The organism is Pseudomonas azotoformans (assembly GCF_900103345.1).
In the GTDB taxonomy this organism is placed as follows: domain Bacteria; phylum Pseudomonadota; class Gammaproteobacteria; order Pseudomonadales; family Pseudomonadaceae; genus Aquipseudomonas; species Aquipseudomonas azotoformans.
The window spans coordinates 5,392,131-5,406,360 of the sequence record NZ_LT629702.1 but is presented as its reverse complement, the minus strand read 5'-3'; the positions used below and the strand labels follow the sequence as shown (position 1 = coordinate 5,406,360).

The following is a 14,230-nucleotide window of genomic DNA, read 5'->3' as shown; positions in this document are numbered from 1 at the left end:
CGCATGGGGGTTTAACCCAATCCCCGATTTGCCCGGAAAAACCTCACTTCCTGACCACTTCGACAGATTTCCCCAGCAGCACCGCACCATTGTTACCCACTTGCGTGTCGAAAATACCCACACCGGTGCAAAACCGCGTGCTTGAGAGGCCCGTTCTAGAGCCTCCGCCTAGAACAATCAATTCTGTTGATTATTACCATTGTGTTTATGAACTTTTATATCGACTTATCGAGAGTAGCATTAGCCCTGTACCCACTTTATCGCCCTCCCAAGGAGCAACCCATCATGAAACGCCAAGTACTCGCTACCGTCCTGTTATCCATCCTGGCTTCCAGTGCCTTTGCCCTGCCAGCCGCCGAACAGGTCACCCCACAAGTCAAAGCCGACGCCGCTCATTTCAGCCAGACCGTCGCTCGCAGCGGTTCGCAAGAAGAAGAGAACCGTGACTACGCCAAAGGCGCTGTTGCTGAGAATGGCTCGGAACACGCCAACAAACGTGCTTACACCGAAGGCCTGACCGAAAACGGTCGCAACCGCCTGGAACAGAAAGGTCTGGTTGAAGGTGGCGCTGATCGCCTGCTGGAACGCAATGCTGTTGCCGAAGGTGGCCGTGATCGCCTTGAACAGAAAGGCCTGGTTGAAGGTGGCGCTGAGCAAGCCAATGAACGTGCCTACACCCAAGGTATTGCCGAAGGCGGCGCTGACCGTCTGCAAGAACTGCATCAAGCACAGAGCTAACCCCGTGGTGGCCGAGAAAAAAGCCCGATCTGTCGATCGGGCTTTTGCTTTCCTGTAGGTCGCGTCACGCCCTTCCCCTGCCAAGTTCGACGCCAGCAGAACTGTTTTGCTAGAGTGCGTCGCTGTACTTGCCGACAAAGCCCGCCCGCCAATGCTGCCCCGCGCCGAACAGAAGCAACAGACCCGCCTCGCCTTGATGGACGCAGCCCGCCATCTGATGGAGTGTGGCCGTGGGTTTGGCAGCCTGAGCCTGCGGGAAGTGGCGAAGACGGCCGGCATCGTACCTACCGGTTTCTACCGCCATTTTGCCGATATGGACCAGCTTGGGCTCGTCCTGGTCAGCGAAGTGGGCCAGACCTTCCGCGCCACCATACGCCTGGTGCGCCACAACGAGTTCGTGATGGGCGGCATTATCGATGCCTCCGTGCGGATCTTTCTGGATGTGGTCTCGGCCAACCGTTCGCAATTCCTGTTCCTGGCCCGTGAACAATACGGTGGCTGCCTCGCGGTGCGCCAAGCGATCGGCGCCTTGCGCGAAGACATCACCCGCGACCTGGCAGCCGACCTGACGCTGATGCCCAAGCTGCAGCACCTGGATGCCGAAGGTTTGCACGTGATGGCCGACCTGATCGTCAAAAGTGTATTCGCCACCCTGCCCGACATCATCGACCCGCCGGCCCAGGCCCTGCCTGACCACCTCACGCCCCAGGCAAAAATCACCCAGCAATTGCGCTTTATCTTTATCGGCTTGAAGCACTGGCAAGGCCTGGGCAGCACCGAGTAACGCCATCATCCCGCTGAGTGAAAGCGCTTGGCCGTGGTGTAGTTCCTGTTCCAGTAGCTGTTGCTCAACGAATCGATGCGGATGCTCTTGCCGGTACGCGGCGAATGAATAAATTTGCCCTCGCCGATGTAAAGGCCCACATGGCTGACCCGGCCGCGCCCGTTCCCCTTGAAAAACACCGCATCGCCGGGCTTGAGCGCGTTGCGTTTGATGGACGGGGCCGTGGAGCGGTGCATCGCGACCGTCGTGCGGGGTATCTGGATATTGGCTTGGGTCTTGAACAGGTAAACCAGGAAACTGCTGCAATCGAAGCCTTGATCCGCCGAGGTGCCACCCCATTTGTAGGGGGTTCCCAGCAGTTGGTGGGCACGGTCGATCACATCATTGATGGATGCCTCTTTCAGTGACGTGGAGAAAGAGGCGTGGTGTTGCAGGTTGGCGGAGGCCGGAGAAAGCACAGACGTCAGGCTGACAATAAACAGATAACAAAGTGACTTGAACATGATGAACGTCGCTGTGGATAAAACACGGCGCACAGACTAAAGATCTCGCAGGCAACCTGATGAACGCTGATTCCTTAGACCCTGTAGGGAAAATCCGAAAACACCCATCACAGTGCAACAAGCAATACTTCGCACCACTTTGGCGCATAGCCGCCATGTCCTTTCGCCCTATTTAGTGGCGCGACTCACACGCCTACAGGCATTTCCTACACCTCGGCGAGGTTGGCAAGCCCCTTGCTCTAGCTGTTTCATCGCTCATAGCTGGAAGCTGCCTGATGCTGGTGATCCACCGCCGAATCGCCCCCCAAGCCCTCTGGGCCGCCGAGTTGCTGCTGAACTTCGAAGCCCGCAGCAAAAGCCGCCTGCGCTGTTTCAGTGCCGACGGTGAAGACGTCGGCCTTTTCCTGGAGCGCGGCCAGCCACCGCTGCACGATGGCGAATTCCTGCAGGCTGAAGACGGACGCGTCGTACGCGTGTGCGCCCGGCCTGAACAACTCTTACACGTGACCTGCAGCAGTGCATTCGAACTGACCCGTGCGGCCTATCACCTGGGCAATCGCCACGTAGCGTTGCAGGTCGGTGACGGCTGGTTGCGCCTGCTCGACGACTACGTGCTCAAGGCCATGCTCGAACAGTTGGGTGCACAGGCGGAAACCATCGAAGCACCGTTTCAACCGGAGCATGGTGCCTACGGCGGCGGCCATCATCATTCGCGCCATGGTGATGAAGACTTCAACTACCCACCCAAGCTGCATCAGTTTGGCGTGCGTCTATGAACCCAGCCTGGGCGCTGCTGCGTCTGGCCAGTCCGCAATTGCCGATTGGCGGCTACAGCTATTCACAAGGCCTGGAAATGGCCGTCGAGAACGGCCGCGTCAACGATGCGGCCACTGCGCGCCGCTGGATCAGCGACCAGTTGCTGCTCAACCTCGCACGTTTCGAGGCGCCGTTGCTGCTCGCCCATTGCCAGGCCGCCCTGGAGGCAGATTGGTCGCGCCTGGCGCAGTTGTGTGAAGAACACCGCGCCAGCCGTGAGACCCGCGAGCTGTATCAGGAGAGCCGGCAGATGGGCTACTCCCTGCAACAACTGCTCAATGGCCTGCCGGAACTGGATGACGCTGCCCGCAACTTTCTCGAACAGCGCGGCGAACCGCATCTGGCCCTGGGCTGGGCGCTGGCCGCCCGCGCCTGGAATATCAGCCCGGCCGACGCCCTCGCCGCGTGGCTGTGGAGCTGGCTGGAAAACCAATTGGCGGTGCTGATGAAAACCCTGCCGCTCGGCCAGCAAGCCGCCCAACGCCTGACCAGCGAATTGCTGCCGCTGTTGCAACAAGCCCAGCAGGACGCCAGCCACATCGACCCTGATCAACTCGGCAGCGCCGCCTTTGGCCTGTCCCTGGCGTGCATGGCCCACGAGCGCCAATACAGCCGCCTGTTCCGTTCCTAGGAGACAACACACATGAACGCACAACCTCTACGCGTCGGCATCGGCGGCCCGGTGGGTTCCGGCAAGACCGCCCTGACCCTGGCCCTGTGCCTGGCGCTGCGCGATCGCTACAACCTGGCGGTGGTCACCAACGACATCTATACCCGCGAAGACGCCGACTTCCTGGTGCGCAACCAGGCCCTGGCACCGGAACGCATCATCGGCGTGGAAACCGGCGGCTGCCCGCATACGGCGATCCGCGAAGACGCCTCGATCAACCTGGAGGCAGTGGACCAGCTCAACCGCCGCTTCCCCGGCCTGGACCTGATCCTGGTGGAATCCGGCGGCGACAACCTGTCGGCGACCTTCAGCCCGGAACTGTCGGACCTGACCATCTACGTGATCGATGTGTCCGCCGGCGACAAGCTGCCGCGCAAGGGCGGGCCGGGCATCTGCAAATCCGACCTGCTGGTGATCAACAAGATCGACCTGGCCCCGTTGGTCGGCGCCTCGCTGGAGCTGATGAACAGCGACACCACGCGCATGCGCAACGGCAAACCCTTTGTGTTCAGCAACCAGAAAACCGGCGTCGGCCTGGATGACATCGTCGCCTTCATCGAACGCCAAGGCCTGCTGACCGCCGCCTGATCAACCCATAAGGAACCTGTCCATGAACCTCAAGAAACTGCTGACCGCCGCCGCCCTGCTGCTGGCCCCTGCCCTGGCCTTCGCCCACCCGGGCCACGGCGACAACGGCCTGGTGGCCGGCATCAGCCATCCCCTGAGCGGCATCGACCACTTGTTGGCCATGGTGGCGGTCGGCTTGTGGGCCGCCCAACAAAAAGGCGCCGCGCGCTGGGCACTGCCGTGCACCTTCGTGGGCACCATGCTGATCGGCGGCGTGCTGGGGTTTGAAGGCCTGGCGTTGCCGGCGCTGGAAAGCGGGATTGCCGCGTCGGTGTTGGCCCTGGGCCTGGCAGTCGCGCTGGCGGTGCGTCCGCCGTTGTTCGTGGCGGTCGGCGCGACAGCCTTGTTCGCACTGTTCCATGGCGTGGCCCATGGCCTGGAGCTGCCGGACATGTCCAGCCCGTGGGCGTATGCGGCGGGTTTTGTCGCGGCGACCGCTGTACTGCATGCTGCCGGTTACGCGGTGGTGCGCTTCCTGCCGGCGGCGGCGGCGCCGTTGGTGCGGGTTGCGGGGGCGGCTTCGGCGGCGACGGGGGCTTGGTTGCTCGCGGGCTGATTTTCGGCGTCGATAAGGGCCTCTTCGCGAGCAAGCCCGCTCCCACAATTTGACCGTATTCCAAGGAAGTACTCGGTCACATTGTGGGAGCGGGCTTGCTCGCGAAGGCGGCAGTACAAACAACACAGAACCCAAGCCTGCTACCATGCGCGCCTACACCCCTGCCGTGACGACGCCAGCCAATGCCCAGCGCTTCCCAACCCTCCTTGAACACCGTGCTCACGCACTTCCACAGCCTGATCGTGCCGCTCTGGCAAGGCCCCGGCTGGAATGCCGACCTGGCATTGCCCTACGAGGCGCTGGACGCCGACCACCGGCCATTACCCCCACAACGCTACCGCGCCATGGCCTGCGCCCGGCAGCTGTACCTGTTCGCCAGCCTGATCGGCGAGCCCGGTGCGGCCTTTGCCGAAGAACGTGCAGCGGCGTTGTTCCGCTCGCTGCAACGCCACTTCCACGACGCCGAACATGGCGGCTGGTTCTACAGCATCGACCCCGCCGGCCGGCCGCTGGACAAGCGCAAAGACCTGTACACCCACGCGTTCATCATCTTCGCCTGCGCCCATTACTGGGCCAAGTTGCGTGAACCGCTGGTGGAGTCGGTGCTCAATGCCGCCCTGGCCGTGGTCGCCGAACGGTTTTCCACAGGCGACGGCCTGTACGAAGCGGTGCTGGAGCGCAATTGGTCGTCCCTCAAGTCCGGCCCCTTGCAAAACCCGCTGATGCACCTCGCCGAAGGCTTCCTCGCCACCCTGGCCGTGCGCGACGACGCCATCACGCAGGACGCCCTGCTGGACCTGGCCCACGCCATGCAGCAACGCTTCATCGACCGCCAGCACGGCGTGATGATGGAAAAACCGCTGGGTGCTGTGGATAACTGGTTTGAGCCAGGGCACCAGTTCGAATGGTTTTTCTTGCTGGAGTCGTCTGAGTTACTGCGCGATACGCCGTTGCACGCCTCCCTGACACTGGCGTTTGCCTACGCCGAAGAGAAGGGTGTGGATAACGCGAGCGGCGCCGTCAGCGGCATGTTGGCGCTGGATGGCACAGTGCGTGACGGCACCCAGCGCATCTGGGCCCAGGCCGAGTACCTGCGGGCACTGACCTTGCGACCGAACAGCGAAGCGGTGCTGCAACGCCAGTTGCTGGCGCTGCAACAACATTTTCTGCATGCAAAAGGCTGGAATGAATGCCTGGATGCCCAAGGTGTGGTGAGTCGGTGGGATATGCCTTCGACTACCCCATATCATTTGGCGACTTGCTACCAGGGTCTGATCCAGCATCTTGGGTGAATGCCAGGGCCTCCTCGCGAGCAAGCCCGCTCCCACAGTTTGACCGAGTACATCCTTGAAACACGGTCGAAATGTGGGAGCGGGCTTGCTCGCGAAGGCGTCAACTCGGTCTCACTGACCTCACGCAATCCACTTACGATCTCCGGTAAAGCTGATCGTCAACCAGCGCGCCGCATCCGGCGTGCCGAGCCCTGTGGATATCTCTTCGCGCAACCCATCCAGGGTCGCGACGTTGTCCACCGGGTAATCCGCCGGCAACACCACATGAATCTCGATAAACCGTGCGCGCCCGTGCTTTTGCACGTAGGACACGTAGTCGTCGAAACCATGTTTGGCCTGTGCCGCGTCCATGACCTCGCGCACCTTGTCGTCCAGGTGGTCCGGCGCAATCCCCAGCACCTCACGCAACGCCGGGCGCAAAATCTTCAACGCCGGCGCCAGCATGCTCAGGGCCAGCAGGATCAGGATCAACGGGTCGACGTACACCGCCCACTCGCCATAGCCCTGGGACTTAAGCAGCAGGGCCGCCAGAAAGCTGATCAACAGGCCCACCGAGAGCATCGCGTCCACCAGCCAACTGATGTTGTCGAACTGGATCAGCGATGATTTCAGCGTGCGGTTGCGGTAGCGCACGTAGAAGAAATAGGCGAACTCGACGACGGTAAACACCGCCGCATAGATGATCACCAGCCCCAGCTCGATCTCACGCCCGCCATTGATAATGCCGAACACACCGTTGAGGAACGCGTAGATGGCGATCAGCAACAGGAAGCTGCCTTCGATCAGCAGCACCATGGGCTCCAGGTGCCAATAGCCGAACTGGAAACGCTCGTTGCTTTTCTTGGCGATCAGCTTGGCCGTGATCAGCATCAACACCTTGATGGCGGTGGCGATCAGCGAGAAAAAGCCGTCGAACAGAATGGACTGGGCGCCGGATACCACACCCGTGACAATCCCGGCGATCGCCACGGCGAACATCAGGATGGTCGATTGTTTGAGCAGTGCCTGCTCACCTCGGTTACTCACATTTCCTCCCGTCAAAACCTTGAATCCGCAGAGTGCGGAGGGGTTTTCAGGAGGTGAGTGTACCTTATGGCCTGTTTTGGCCAATTTGCCGCCATTCATTGTAGGAGCGAGCTTGCTCGCGAAGAACCTGAGACCGCCGCGTGTATTCAGAATGCCCGCGTCATCGCTGGCGTTTTTCGCGAGCAAGCTCGCTCCTACAGGGTATGGCGTATGTGGCTTAGCCCTTGGCCCCGCGCTCAATCGCAAACCCAGCCCAGGTCTGGCTCACGGGCATCAGTTCCAAGCGGTTGATGTTCACATGCGCCGGTGTGTTCATCACCCAGAAGATCGTGTCAGCAATGTCCTGCGGCTGGATCGGCTCTGCCCCTGCATAAGTCGCGTCATACCGCGCCTGGTCACCGCCAAAACGCACCAGCGAGAACTCGCTCTCGCACAGGCCCGGCTCGATGTTGGTCACACGCACGCCGGTGCCCTGCAGGTCGCAGCGCAGGTTCAGCGAGAATTGCTTCACGAACGCCTTGGAACCGCCGTACACATGACTGCCCGGGTACGGGTAGCTGCCGGCGATGGAGCCGAGGTTGATGATGCCGGCGCCACGGCCGTGGGCGATCAGGCGCGGCAGCAGCAGGCTGGTGGTGGTCAGCAGGCCCTTGATGTTGGTGTCGACCATGGTTTCCCAATCATCGAGATCGCACTTGGGCGCAGGGTCGGTGCCCACGGCCAGGCCGGCGTTGTTGATCAGCCCGCGCAGCGTGGCGAACGACGGCGGCAGGTTGGCGATGGCATCTTCCATGCCCTTGCGGTCCCGTACGTCCACGACCAGGCCATGCACTTCGGTCTGCTTGGAAAGCTCTTCGACCAACGCATTCAAGCGGTCGGCGCGACGGCCGGTGAGCACCAGTTTCCAGCCGGCTTCGGCAAAACGACGAGCGCAGGCTTCGCCGAAACCTGAGGTTGCGCCAGTAATAAACAGCGTGTCGGACATGGTGTTCTCCTTGCGAGCATCGGGAAAAAAACAGCCAGCAGAATGCCCGTACGCCGCGATGGCGGCAACCACCGGCCACACAACTTGATACAGACCTGATCACTTTTTAACCACTTCACACAAAGCCATATAGACCGTGGCTCGCAGCCATATGCACGCAGGTTATCCACAACTGCGCCCACAGTCTTTGGGGGCAAGTGCAAAATCGCTCAGGCCTTTATACACAAGGGCTACAGACGGTTTTGCAAAGTTTTTTGCTTGACCTTGGCTTGGGCGTATGTAGGCCCAGCGGCAAACCGGAAATCAGAACGATGGCTCCAGGCCAGTCATTCCGGCCTCTGCGGCGGTCTTTCCAGAGTTTAGTCACAGACTTATCCACAGGCTGGCGGGACATATTTCGGTCATATACCTGTGTCTTTAAACAGGTTGACAACGGGCTCGACCGGTTGCCAAAAAGCCGCTGATCAAAAAACAGGCATCTCGCTACAGGCCACGTATTTATTGGCGTTCAGCCAACTACACCCACGTTACCCACAGCCGGTTCCACAGCAGATGGGGACAAGTCAAAACTGTGACAAAACAGGGATTTGCGGCGGCTATATGTCGCGCTTTGGAGGGAGGCTGGATTTGTTTTCCACAATTTGGTCGCGCACCTGTGAACACCACAAAAGCAAATGTGGGAGCGGGCTTGCTCGCGAAAGCGGTGTGTCAGTTCCAGATGTACTGACTGATACACCGCTTTCGCGAGCAAGCCCGCTCCCACAGGGGTTTTGCGTCAAGCTTTAGATTAATGCCCCCCCAAATAGGCGTTGCGCACTTCCTCGTTCACCAGCAATTCCTTGCCGGTGCCGGTCAGGCGGATCTCGCCGTTGACCATCACGTACGCCCGGTCCGACAAGCGCAGTGCATGGTTGGCGTTCTGCTCCACCAGGAAGATAGTCATCCCGGTGGCCGCCAGCTCGCGCAGGGTCGAGAAGATCTGCTTCACCACGATCGGCGCCAGGCCCAGGCTCGGCTCGTCCAGCAGCAACAACTTCGGACGACTCATCAGTGCCCGGGCAATGGCGAGCATCTGCTGCTCGCCACCGGACATGGTCATGGCACGCTGGGTACGCCGTTCCTTGAGCCGTGGGAACAGCTCGAACATGCGCTGCATGTCTTCCTGAGCGTACTTGTCGCCAATCGGGATGGTGCCCATCAGCAGGTTTTCCTCGACGGTCATGTCGGGGAACACCCGCCGCCCTTCCGGCGACTGCGCAATGCCGTTGGAGGCGATGTAGTGGGACGACTTGTGGGTAATGTCGACACCGTTGTAGAGGATCTGCCCCGACTCGGCCCGTGGCTGGCCGAAGATCGACATCAGCAGCGTGGACTTGCCCGCGCCGTTGGAGCCGATCAGGCTGACGGTTTCGCCTTCGTTGATGTGCAGCGAGACTTTTTTCAGGGCCTGGATCGGGCCGTAATACACGTCCAGGTCCTTCATTTCGAGGATAGGTGCACTCATACCAGCTCCTCTTCGTCGGCGCCCAGGTAGGCGGCAATCACTTTCGGGTCGTTGCGGATCGCGTCCGGCCCGCCCTCGGCGATCACGTTGCCGTGGTCCAGTACCACGATGTGGTCGGAAATACTCATCACCATGCCCATGTCGTGTTCGATCAGCACCACCGTAAGGTCGTGTTCGTCGCGCAACAGGCGAATCATCGCGCTGAGGGCTTCGGTTTCCTGGGGGTTGAGGCCCGCAGCGGGTTCGTCCAGGCAGATGATCTGCGGCCGGGTGCACATGGCGCGGGCGATTTCCAGGCGGCGCTGCTGGCCGTAGGAGAGTTCACCGGCCAGGCGGTTGGCGCAGTCCACCAGGTCCACCACTTCCAGCCAGTAGAAGGCGTGGTCGAGGGCGTCGCTTTCGGCCTTGCGGTAGCCCTTGGTGTTGAGGATGCCCGCCAGCATGTTGCGGTTGACCCACATGTGCTGGGCCACCAGCAGGTTTTCCAGTACCGACATTTCCTTGAACAGGCGGATGTTCTGGAACGTCCGGGCAAGACCGGCACGGTTGACCAGATGGGTGCCGCCGAACATCTTGTAGTACATACGGCTGAAGAAGCTTTTCGGTGACACGAAGTCGGTCGGCTGGAAGCGCTCGCCGAGCAACTGGATCACATTGGTCTGCTTGCCGCGGATGTTCAGTTCGATCTTGCCGCCGCTGGCTTTGTAGAAGCCGGTGAGGCAGTTGAACACCGTGGTCTTGCCGGCGCCGTTGGGGCCGATCAGGGCGAAGATCGAGTTGCGTTCGACCTTGAGGCTCACATCGCTCAAGGCCTTGATGCCACCGAAGTGCATCATCAAATGTTCCACGCTGAGGACGACTTCCTTGCTCATGGCGCTACCCCCTTGCGTGGTGTCACACCGGTACGGCTGATGCGGATCAGGCCTCGCGGTCGCCAGATCATCATCACCACCATCAACACGCCAAACAGCAGCACGCGGTATTCGGAGAAGCTGCGCAGCAGCTCCGGCGCGACGGTCAATACGAACGCCGCAATCACCACGCCCACCGTGGAGCCCATGCCGCCCAACACCACGATGGCCAGGATCAGCGCCGACTCGAAGAAGGTGAACGACGACGGGTTGACGAAGCCCTGGTAACTGGCAAAGAACACCCCGGCCAGACCGGCCGTCGATGCACCGATAGTGAACGCCGAGAGCTTGACCAGCACGTGGTTCAGGCCCATGGAGCGGCAGGCGATTTCATCTTCGCGCAGGGCTTCCCAGGCGCGGCCCACTGGCATGCGGGTCAGGCGGTGCTTGATGTACAGCACGGCCAGTACCACCAGGAACAGCACGATGTAGATGAACAGGAATTTGATGTTGGGGTTGTAGTCGATGCCGAAGAATTCATGGAAGGGAACCCCGCCATCCTTCGCGCGCTTGCCGAACTCCAGGCCGAGGAAGGTCGGTGAAGGCACCGGCATGCCATTCGGTCCGCCGGTAAACGACAGCCAGTTGTTGAGCACCAGGCGGATGATTTCACCGAAGCCCAGGGTCACGATAGCCAAATAGTCACCGTGCATTCGCAACACCGGGAACCCGAGTATGCACCCCGCCAATGCCGCCGCGATGGCCGCCAGCGGCAACACCGTCCAGAAGCCCAGGCCCAGGTATTGGTAACCCAGTGCCAGGCCGTAGGCGCCAATGGCGTAGAACGCCACGTAACCCAGGTCGAGCAAGCCGGCCAGGCCCACCACGATGTTGAGGCCCAGGCCGAGCAACACGTAGATCAGCCCGAGGATCACCACGGTGAGCAGGTACTTGTTGGCGAAGATCGGGAACACGATGGCGATCACAATCAGCGCCGGGATGATCCAGCGCAGCCGCGACTTGTAGTCCGGCGCCAGCACATGCACGCCGGAGCCGCTGCTTTCGAAGCCCTGCAAAATCTTCAGGCCCTTGGGGGTTTGCAGGAACAGGCTCATGGCAAAGCGGCCGACCATCACGATGGCCACCAGCAGGCCGACGCGGGCCGGTTCCAGATTGAAGCTGTAGCCGTCGAGCACCACGCCGACGATCGGACCGAACACGATCAGCGAAATCAGCCCGGCAAGGATCGTATCGACCACACTTTTCTTGATATCGATTGATTTGGCAGCAGACATGTTTACACCTTCGCCACGAGTGGGCGACCAAGCAGGCCCTGGGGACGGAAAATCAGAATCACCACCAGCAGGGAGAAACTGAACACGTCTTTGTAGTCAGAGTTGATCAACCCCGAGAACAGCGACTCGGAGATACCGAGGATGATCCCGCCCAACATCGCCCCAGGCAGGGAGCCGATGCCGCCGAGTACCGCCGCGGTGAACGCCTTGATGCCGATGATGAAGCCGGCATAGAAGTCGAAGGTGCCGTAGTTGAGGGTGATGAGCACGCCGGCCAATGCCGCCATGGCGGCACCGATGACGAACACATAGGAGATCACCTGGTCGGTGTTGATGCCGAGGATCGACGCCATCTTGCGGTCTTGCTGGGTGGCGCGGCACATGCGGCCGAGCTTGGTGTACTTGATCACGTAGGTGAGCAACGCCATGCCGGCGAACGCCGCCACGAGGATGAAGACCTTGGTGTAGGTGAGCTGGACGAACCCTGTGCCGAAATCGACGCGCCAGGCGCCTGCCAGCAGGGTGGGAATGCCTTGTTGCTTCGCGCCCTGGGCGATCTGCGCGTAGTTCTGCAGGATCAGGGAGATACCGATGGCGCTGATCAGCGGTGCCAGTCGGGTGGAGTTGCGCAGTGGTTTGTAGGCGACACGCTCGATGACCCAACCGTACACGCCGGTGACGACCACGGTGAAGATCAAGGTGCCAAGAATGAGCAGCGGGAAGGATTCGATGCCGAAGTAAGCCAGCAGTGCCAGACTGATCGCCGCGAGGTAAGCGGAAATCATATAAACCTCGCCGTGGGCGAAGTTGATCATGCCAATGATGCCATAGACCATTGTGTAGCCGATGGCGATCAGGCCATAGACCGACCCGAGGGTCAGGCCGTTGACCAGTTGCTGCAGGAAAATACCATCCATAACGCAATCTCACGCGGTGAGCACCTGCACACCGGGAGGTGTGCGGCGCTTCTGGAGGAAAAAACAGATCTCGATCACGACACAGTCCCCCTGTGGGAGCGGGCTTGCTCGCGAATGCGGTGTGTCAGAAACACATTCAGAGACTGACACTCCGCTTTCGCGAGCAAGCCCGCTCCCACATTGGGTCCGCGGTGTTTGTAATTACTTCTGTTTTTCCAGCTGGTGGTATTTGCCGTCTTTATCCCACTGGTAAACCACGTAGTCGGAGATTTTCAGGTCGCCCTTGGCATCCCAGGCTTTCTCGCCCATGACGGTTTTCACCGGGTGAGCCTTGAGCCACTTGGCAGCGTCTTCGCCCTTGTTGGACTTGGCGCCGTTGAAGCCGGCGGCCAGGGCCTGGACCGACGCGTAGGCGTACAGGGTGTAGCCTTCAGGCTCGGTGCCGTTCTTGCGGAACTCCTCCACCACCGCCTTGCTGTCCGGCAGCAGGCGCGGGTCGGCGCCGAAGGTCATGTACACGCCGTCGACATATTGCTTACCGCCAGCGGTGGCAACCAGTTCGTCGGTGACCACGCCGTCATCGGACATGAACTTCACGTCTTTCAGACCCGCTTCACGGATCTGGCGAACCAGTGGACCGGCTTCCGGGTGCAGGCCGCCGAAGTACACGACGTCGGCACCGGTGGAGCGGATCTTGGTGACCAGGGCGCTGAAGTCTTTCTCGCCACGGGTCAGGCCTTCTTCCAGCACTGGCTTGACGCCGCGCTTGGTCAGCTGGGCAGCGGTGGCGTCGGCCAGGCCTTTGCCGTAGGTGTCCTTGTCGTTGATAACCGCGACTTTCTTGCCCTTGAGCACGTCGACGATGTAGTCGCCGGCCACGATGCCTTGCTGGTCGTCACGCCCGCACATCCGGAACATGGCGCCCAAGCCGCGCTCGGTAACCTGCGGGTTGGTGGAGCCAGGGGTGATTGCGATGATGCCAGCTTCGTCGTACACCTCGGACGCCGGGATGGTATTGGAGGAGCAGAAGTGCCCGACCACGCCGATCACTTTGTCCTGGTCCGCCAGGCGGTTGGCCACGGCTACAGCCTGCTTGGGTTCGCAGGCGTCGTCGCCGGCCACCAGCACGATTTTTTCGCCGTTGATGCCACCGGCCTTGTTGATCACATCGGCTGCCGCCTGGGCACCCTTCATGTACTGCTCACCGAAAGCCGCGTTGGCACCCGTCATCGGGCCCGCCACGCCAATTTTCACATCAGCTTGAACAAACGTAGAAACACCCAGCGCCGCTGCAACGGCGAGGGCCAGAAAACCTTTCTTGTAAAACGTCTGGGACATGAGTGGTGCTCCGATATTTTTGATTTTTGGCACGACAACTTGCATTCAAACCTTTCACCGAAAGCTCAGAGCAAGCCGCGTGCCAGTACGTTTTTATTCTTCAAAAAGACACGGTGTCATTGTTATTGCAGGCGTTTCGGCTCCGTTCGCCAGGACGTGCAACCCTCTAGCGTCAAGAGGTGCAACCAATGAATCGAAAAAGTACAACCTCGGCAGGTCGCACCTGCAACCAAAGCTATAAACGACAGTTCCTACAGCTGTAACAGCCTGCGTAACGGAACTGCACATTTACAGTGCGTGACTGCTACGACTTGCACCAATACAGATT

General features: G+C 60.5%; 15 protein-coding genes. 7 read left to right on the top strand and 8 right to left on the bottom strand.

Features of this window, described 5'->3' with window-relative positions; all coding sequences use genetic code 11:
- Positions 1–285: 285 nt before the first annotated feature.
- Positions 286–738 (top strand): hypothetical protein, encoded by a 453-nt coding sequence (locus BLR69_RS24515; protein WP_071492963.1) that lies wholly within the window; start codon positions 286–288, stop codon positions 736–738.
- 151 nt (positions 739–889) lie between these two features.
- On the top strand, positions 890–1,522 hold the full coding sequence (locus tag BLR69_RS24510) for a TetR family transcriptional regulator (protein ID WP_058423535.1): 633 nt from the start codon (positions 890–892) through the stop codon (positions 1,520–1,522).
- Between the two features lie 5 nt (positions 1,523–1,527).
- On the opposite strand, the gene BLR69_RS24505 is transcribed toward BLR69_RS24510, so the two are convergent.
- The gene (locus BLR69_RS24505; RefSeq protein ID WP_071492962.1) at positions 1,528–2,025 is read right to left on the bottom strand and encodes a C40 family peptidase; all 498 of its coding nucleotides are present in this window, start codon (positions 2,023–2,025) and stop codon (positions 1,528–1,530) included.
- A gap of 275 nt (positions 2,026–2,300) precedes the next feature.
- Between BLR69_RS24505 and ureE the strand changes: the two genes are divergently transcribed.
- From ureE to BLR69_RS24480, 5 genes are all read left to right on the top strand, one after another.
- Entirely contained in the window at positions 2,301–2,801 is a 501-nt protein-coding gene (gene ureE / locus BLR69_RS24500; RefSeq protein ID WP_071492961.1) for an urease accessory protein UreE, read from the top strand.
- Positions 2,798–3,472, top strand: coding sequence for an urease accessory protein UreF (locus tag BLR69_RS24495; protein WP_071492960.1), 675 nt, complete (start codon positions 2,798–2,800; stop codon positions 3,470–3,472). Before ureE ends, BLR69_RS24495 begins: the two co-directional genes overlap by 4 nt.
- 12 nt (positions 3,473–3,484) lie before the next feature.
- Positions 3,485–4,099, top strand: a complete 615-nt coding sequence (ureG, locus tag BLR69_RS24490) for an urease accessory protein UreG (protein ID WP_071491647.1) — start codon at positions 3,485–3,487, stop codon at positions 4,097–4,099.
- A 22-nt stretch (positions 4,100–4,121) separates the two neighbouring features.
- On the top strand, positions 4,122–4,694 hold the full coding sequence (locus BLR69_RS24485) for a HupE/UreJ family protein (protein WP_076955264.1): 573 nt from the start codon (positions 4,122–4,124) through the stop codon (positions 4,692–4,694).
- Positions 4,695–4,876: 182 nt separating this feature from the next.
- Positions 4,877–5,986 carry an AGE family epimerase/isomerase gene (locus BLR69_RS24480; RefSeq protein ID WP_071497229.1) on the top strand — a complete coding sequence of 370 codons (1,110 nt, stop codon included), beginning with the start codon at positions 4,877–4,879 and terminating at the stop codon, positions 5,984–5,986.
- A 120-nt stretch (positions 5,987–6,106) separates the two neighbouring features.
- Here BLR69_RS24480 and BLR69_RS24475 read toward each other — a convergent pair whose 3' ends face one another.
- The 7 genes from BLR69_RS24475 to BLR69_RS24445 form a co-directional block, all read right to left on the bottom strand.
- A complete protein-coding gene (locus tag BLR69_RS24475; protein WP_071497228.1) occupies positions 6,107–7,012 on the bottom strand; it encodes a cation diffusion facilitator family transporter in 906 nt (301 codons plus the stop codon).
- Between the two features lie 217 nt (positions 7,013–7,229).
- Positions 7,230–7,997: an SDR family oxidoreductase gene (locus tag BLR69_RS24470; RefSeq protein ID WP_071497227.1), complete on the bottom strand. Its 768-nt coding sequence runs from the start codon at positions 7,995–7,997 to the stop codon at positions 7,230–7,232.
- A 787-nt stretch (positions 7,998–8,784) separates the two neighbouring features.
- On the bottom strand, positions 8,785–9,501 hold the full coding sequence (locus BLR69_RS24465; protein ID WP_058423436.1) for an ABC transporter ATP-binding protein: 717 nt from the start codon (positions 9,499–9,501) through the stop codon (positions 8,785–8,787).
- Positions 9,498–10,373 carry an ABC transporter ATP-binding protein gene (locus BLR69_RS24460; protein ID WP_071497226.1) on the bottom strand — a complete coding sequence of 292 codons (876 nt, stop codon included), beginning with the start codon at positions 10,371–10,373 and terminating at the stop codon, positions 9,498–9,500. The genes BLR69_RS24465 and BLR69_RS24460 overlap by 4 nt, the downstream gene beginning before the upstream one ends.
- Positions 10,370–11,647 (bottom strand): high-affinity branched-chain amino acid ABC transporter permease LivM, encoded by a 1,278-nt coding sequence (livM, locus tag BLR69_RS24455; protein WP_058423438.1) that lies wholly within the window; start codon positions 11,645–11,647, stop codon positions 10,370–10,372. The genes BLR69_RS24460 and livM overlap by 4 nt, the downstream gene beginning before the upstream one ends.
- A gap of 2 nt (positions 11,648–11,649) precedes the next feature.
- Positions 11,650–12,564: an ABC transporter permease subunit gene (locus tag BLR69_RS24450; protein ID WP_071497225.1), complete on the bottom strand. Its 915-nt coding sequence runs from the start codon at positions 12,562–12,564 to the stop codon at positions 11,650–11,652.
- A 201-nt stretch (positions 12,565–12,765) separates the two neighbouring features.
- Complete coding sequence (locus BLR69_RS24445) at positions 12,766–13,902, bottom strand: branched-chain amino acid ABC transporter substrate-binding protein (protein WP_071497224.1); 1,137 nt, start codon at positions 13,900–13,902, stop codon at positions 12,766–12,768.
- Between the last annotated feature and the right edge of the window lie 328 nt (positions 13,903–14,230).

What these genes read in the sequence shown, in the direction of transcription:
- BLR69_RS24510 (WP_058423535.1), top strand. Translation starts at nt 890, where the DNA reads ATGCTGCCCCGCGCCGAACAGAAGCAACAGACCCGCCTCGCCTTGATG.
- ureG (WP_071491647.1), top strand. Translation starts at nt 3,485, where the DNA reads ATGAACGCACAACCTCTACGCGTCGGCATCGGCGGCCCGGTGGGTTCC.
- livM (WP_058423438.1), bottom strand. Translation starts at nt 11,647, where the DNA reads ATGTCTGCTGCCAAATCAATCGATATCAAGAAAAGTGTGGTCGATACG.
- BLR69_RS24470 (WP_071497227.1), bottom strand. Translation starts at nt 7,997, where the DNA reads ATGTCCGACACGCTGTTTATTACTGGCGCAACCTCAGGTTTCGGCGAA.
- BLR69_RS24480 (WP_071497229.1), top strand. Translation starts at nt 4,877, where the DNA reads ATGCCCAGCGCTTCCCAACCCTCCTTGAACACCGTGCTCACGCACTTC.
- ureE (WP_071492961.1), top strand. Translation starts at nt 2,301, where the DNA reads ATGCTGGTGATCCACCGCCGAATCGCCCCCCAAGCCCTCTGGGCCGCC.
- BLR69_RS24515 (WP_071492963.1), top strand. Translation starts at nt 286, where the DNA reads ATGAAACGCCAAGTACTCGCTACCGTCCTGTTATCCATCCTGGCTTCC.
- BLR69_RS24495 (WP_071492960.1), top strand. Translation starts at nt 2,798, where the DNA reads ATGAACCCAGCCTGGGCGCTGCTGCGTCTGGCCAGTCCGCAATTGCCG.
- BLR69_RS24450 (WP_071497225.1), bottom strand. Translation starts at nt 12,564, where the DNA reads ATGGATGGTATTTTCCTGCAGCAACTGGTCAACGGCCTGACCCTCGGG.
- BLR69_RS24460 (WP_071497226.1), bottom strand. Translation starts at nt 10,373, where the DNA reads ATGAGCAAGGAAGTCGTCCTCAGCGTGGAACATTTGATGATGCACTTC.
- BLR69_RS24505 (WP_071492962.1), bottom strand. Translation starts at nt 2,025, where the DNA reads ATGTTCAAGTCACTTTGTTATCTGTTTATTGTCAGCCTGACGTCTGTG.
- BLR69_RS24465 (WP_058423436.1), bottom strand. Translation starts at nt 9,501, where the DNA reads ATGAGTGCACCTATCCTCGAAATGAAGGACCTGGACGTGTATTACGGC.
- BLR69_RS24485 (WP_076955264.1), top strand. Translation starts at nt 4,122, where the DNA reads ATGAACCTCAAGAAACTGCTGACCGCCGCCGCCCTGCTGCTGGCCCCT.
- BLR69_RS24445 (WP_071497224.1), bottom strand. Translation starts at nt 13,902, where the DNA reads ATGTCCCAGACGTTTTACAAGAAAGGTTTTCTGGCCCTCGCCGTTGCA.